The sequence below is a fragment of the Microcystis sp. M113S1 genome, assembly GCF_020246945.1.
In the GTDB taxonomy this organism is placed as follows: Bacteria; Cyanobacteriota; Cyanobacteriia; order Cyanobacteriales; family Microcystaceae; genus Microcystis.
The window spans coordinates 1-3,895 of record NZ_JADBSA010000208.1; the positions used below are offsets into that span (position 1 = coordinate 1).

The 3,895-nt window shown below is 49.4% G+C and carries 4 protein-coding genes; 3 read left to right on the top strand and 1 reads right to left on the bottom strand.

What is annotated here, in order from left to right; translation table 11 throughout:
* Positions 1-144 precede the first annotated feature (144 nt).
* The 3 genes from ldpA to IM319_RS10670 are packed head-to-tail and all read left to right on the top strand — an operon-like array spanning position 145 to position 3,200.
* Positions 145-1,146 (top strand): circadian clock protein LdpA, encoded by a 1,002-nt coding sequence (ldpA, locus tag IM319_RS10660; protein ID WP_287735565.1) that lies wholly within the window; start codon positions 145-147, stop codon positions 1,144-1,146.
* 51 nt (positions 1,147-1,197) lie between these two features.
* Positions 1,198-3,009, top strand: coding sequence for a R3H domain-containing nucleic acid-binding protein (locus IM319_RS10665; protein WP_287735566.1), 1,812 nt, complete (start codon positions 1,198-1,200; stop codon positions 3,007-3,009).
* Between the two features lie 11 nt (positions 3,010-3,020).
* Positions 3,021-3,200 carry a hypothetical protein gene (locus IM319_RS10670; protein WP_287735567.1) on the top strand — a complete coding sequence of 60 codons (180 nt, stop codon included), beginning with the start codon at positions 3,021-3,023 and terminating at the stop codon, positions 3,198-3,200.
* Between the two features lie 116 nt (positions 3,201-3,316).
* Here IM319_RS10670 and IM319_RS10675 read toward each other — a convergent pair whose 3' ends face one another.
* Positions 3,317-3,745: an ATP-dependent zinc protease gene (locus tag IM319_RS10675; RefSeq protein ID WP_287735568.1), complete on the bottom strand. Its 429-nt coding sequence runs from the start codon at positions 3,743-3,745 to the stop codon at positions 3,317-3,319.
* Positions 3,746-3,895: the final 150 nt, after the last annotated feature.

The following is a 3,895-nucleotide window of genomic DNA, read 5'->3' on the forward strand; positions in this document are numbered from 1 at the left end:
AGGCCGAATTTGAAGTCTTTTCTGAACGAAACCCCCTACTATCTGTTGTCAAGGTTCAGTTTTTAGCTTGGTTATCGCTTTTTCCATTGTAGCTTAAAGCCGTCCTCAAAGGACGGGGTTTTAACCCAAATTTTCGATAAAAAAGTGCTAGATAAAAACTCCTCTCCCTTCTGGTCCTTAGTTGCGGGTCACTGGTTCAAGCTAATCTGTGGAGCTAGTTACCAAGATTTGCCCACGATTCGCAACCTCGCTTTGACCTATACTATCGCCGGAGCCGATTGTATTGATGTGGCCGCCGACCGAGCCGTGATTGTTGCGGCCAAAGAAGGCATCGAAACCGCCGAAAAAATCGCTGGATTACCTCCCAATCGACGACCTTGGTTAATGGTCAGTCTCAATGACGGGGAAGATCCCCACTTTCGTAAAGCTATCTTTAACCCGCAACTCTGTCCGGTCGATTGTCCCCGTCCCTGCGAAAAAATCTGTCCCGCTTATGCTATCGATAGGGGAGGAGTGATCGAACAGCGCTGTTATGGTTGCGGTCGCTGCTTACCCGTTTGTCCCCGGCAAATAATCGAGACAAAATCCCGTGTCTGTCAACCCCAAGAAATTATCCCCTTAATTATCGAAATGGGAGTCGATGCGATCGAAATTCATACCCAAGTCGGTCATGGAGAGGAATTTGCTCGACTGTGGCCAGCGATCGCAACTGTCAGTAAAAACCTAAAAATCCTCGCCATAAGTTGCCAAGATCATGAATATATCATTGATTACCTCCACTATCTGCGAGAAACTATTTCACCCCTAAGCTGTCCTCTGATTTGGCAGACGGACGGCCGACCGATGAGCGGCGATATCGGCAAAGGAACCACCCACCCGGCCATTAACATGGCCAAAAAAGTCCTTTCCACCAATCTAGCCGGATTTGTGCAGTTAGCCGGGGGAACCAATGACCATACCGTGACCAAATTACAGCAACTGGGACTGAGAGAAAAAATCGCTGGTATTGCCTATGGAAGTTACGCCCGTTCATTGATTTTGCCAATTTTAGAGCATTTAGACCAGCCTAACCTTGAAAATGACCCCCAAGCCTACCAAGAAGCCGTTAAAGCCGCTTCTATTCTCGTTGCTCAATTAAAAGCCTAACCTTGCTCAAAAAACTATAATATTTTTTTGATTGACAACTAACCCATAAATGTGTTAGACCCCAAGAAAATCTGGGAAATAAAAACAGCCAATGATCGCCAAAACCCTTTATTATTAATGCCAGAAACCCTACCCTCCTCTCGGATGTCAGTTACCGACGATTTAAACAAACTCTTGGCAATTCTACCCGCGCGGATTCGCGGCAAAATCGAGGAACACCCGCGGCAGCATCAACTGATCGAAGTAGTTATGGATTTGGGACGCATACCAGAAGCGCGTTTTCCCGATGGGGCGATCGATCTGGGGGACGAACCGATCTCAAAAGAAGAAATCCAGTATTCGATCGCCAGGGTGGGCAGTTTTAGCGGCGATAATCGCGCCGGGATTGAACGCACCCTGCACCGCATCAGTGCCATTCGCAATCGAGACGGGGAAATTATCGGTTTAACCTGTCGTATCGGTCGGGCCGTTTTCGGTACGATAACCCTGATTAACGACCTAGTGGAAACGGGTAAATCCCTGCTCTTGCTCGGTCGTCCGGGGGTAGGGAAAACCACCGCTCTCCGGGAAATTGCCCGAGTTTTAGCCGACGATCTCAATAAACGGGTAGTGATTATCGACACCTCCAACGAAATCGCCGGAGATGGAGATATTCCCCATCCGGCCATCGGTCGCGCTCGTCGGATGCAGGTGTCCCGTCCGGAATTGCAGCATCAAGTCATGATCGAAGCGGTGGAAAACCATATGCCGGAGGTGATCGTGATTGATGAGATCGGTACGGAATTAGAAGCTCTGGCCGCCCGTACGATCGCCGAACGCGGGGTGCAGTTAGTGGGAACCGCCCACGGCAATCAATTGGAAAATTTAATTAAAAATCCGACGTTATCGGATTTAGTCGGGGGAATTCAGGCAGTAACTCTCGGAGACGAAGAAGCACGCCGCCGGGGTTCTCAGAAGACCGTTTTAGAACGCAAAGCACCGCCCACCTTTGAAATTGCCATCGAAATGTTGGAACGTCAGCGCTGGGTCATCCACGAAGACGTATCCACTACTATCGACCAACTGCTGCGAGGCCGCGAACCAATTGCTCAAATCCGTTGGGTAGATGAGGAGGGAAAAGTACAGGTCACTCAGGAAGAACCAAAACCGGAAAAGTTGACCCCTTTGCGCGGCAATTATCTGCCGGAAATGGATAAACCCAAGGGATGGCGGGCCGATGGCCGAATGACTCCCGTGGACCGTTTTGGTGCAGGCCCACTCAACCGGGAAAACGATTTTGATCGCCTCCTCGAACAATCCTGGCTGCAGGAAGAACCGGAAACGGAAAAAGTCCGCGTCCCTGGTCCCAATGGCGAAGATTGGCCGGTTTATGTCTATCCCTACGGAGTCAGTCGCGCCCCGATCGAACAGGTAGTACAGGCCCTAGATTTGCCGATCGTTTTGACCAAAGATTTACAGGAGGCCGACGCAGTGCTGGCCTTGCGTTCCCACGTTAAAAATCAGTCAAAATTGCGGCAAATTGCCAAAGTAAGACAAATTCCCATCCACGGCATCAAATCCAATACCATGCCCCAAATTTCTCGGGGTTTAAAGCGGATTTTGGGCATTGATGACCCGATGAATCAGGAAGGTGCAGATCTGCGTTTATTTGCCCGCAGCGGCAGCGATGACGAGATCGAAGCTTTGGAGGAGGCCCGGTTAGCGGTGGAACAAATCGTTATTCCTACCGGCCAACCGGTGGAGTTACTGCCGCGATCGGCGAAAGTGCGGAAAATGCAACACGAATTAGTCGAGCATTACCGTCTCCAATCCGATAGCTTCGGAGAGGAACCGAATCGCCGTATTCGCATCTATCCAGCTTAGGAGTCGGGAATTTGCAGCGACGCACGCTCATCTTTATCGGTACCGGGGCGGCGATCGGTGCGGTGGCCGTCCGGATTATGCCCGTCGGGGAATTCTCTATCCCTATCTTACCCATCCAGAGCCATCGGGTTTTAACTTCTTCAATTGGCTACGGAGGGGGAATAGTCCCACCCCCGGCACTTGGAAGTTAGAAAAGGCCAATTTTTGGGCAGCAGGGGCTTTTGCTGCTTTATTAGGGAAAATTGCTCACTTAGAATCAAACCCTGCCCCCACCGAAAAACTTTTTGCCGCAAACCCTAAATATAACTTAACTCAGTAAAAAAGACTTATTCGGATGGACAAGAAAGCCTTTTTTCAGCGCCTCTCGTCCTAATAACATCCGAAAACCCATGACATCGCGATTAGTCAAGGTTAATTCGATCGCCCATTGACGACCGCCAAGTAATACACTCGTTCTAATAACAGGACGTAGTTGACTTTGACCCCCAGAATTTTTTACCTGTCGCCATTCGAGGATTTCTGCGCTGGTGGTGACAGTGTGGTGACTATCTTTTTGGTAGGGATGAACTTGAAAGCGCAGCCAATTGCGATCGCCATCCAGAAAAGGGTGGAGATGAAAAGCGTGTAGGGCCGAGGAGCGAGCGCCTGTATCAATCTTGGCCTTTATTTTGGTAATGCCTAAATCGGGTAAATCGAGCCATTCTCGCCAACCGACGATGATTTTATCGGGTTTCATCCATCTATTTAGGGTCTGCTGAATAAATCTAAAAACCTTGTTGGGTAAGACTTTTAGACTTTTTGTCAATCAAAAAGTACCAGGCATGGGAGTGATCAGGGGGAAAATTCCGGGACTTTTTCCCTGAAAATTAGGTAGTTGACCACCTGA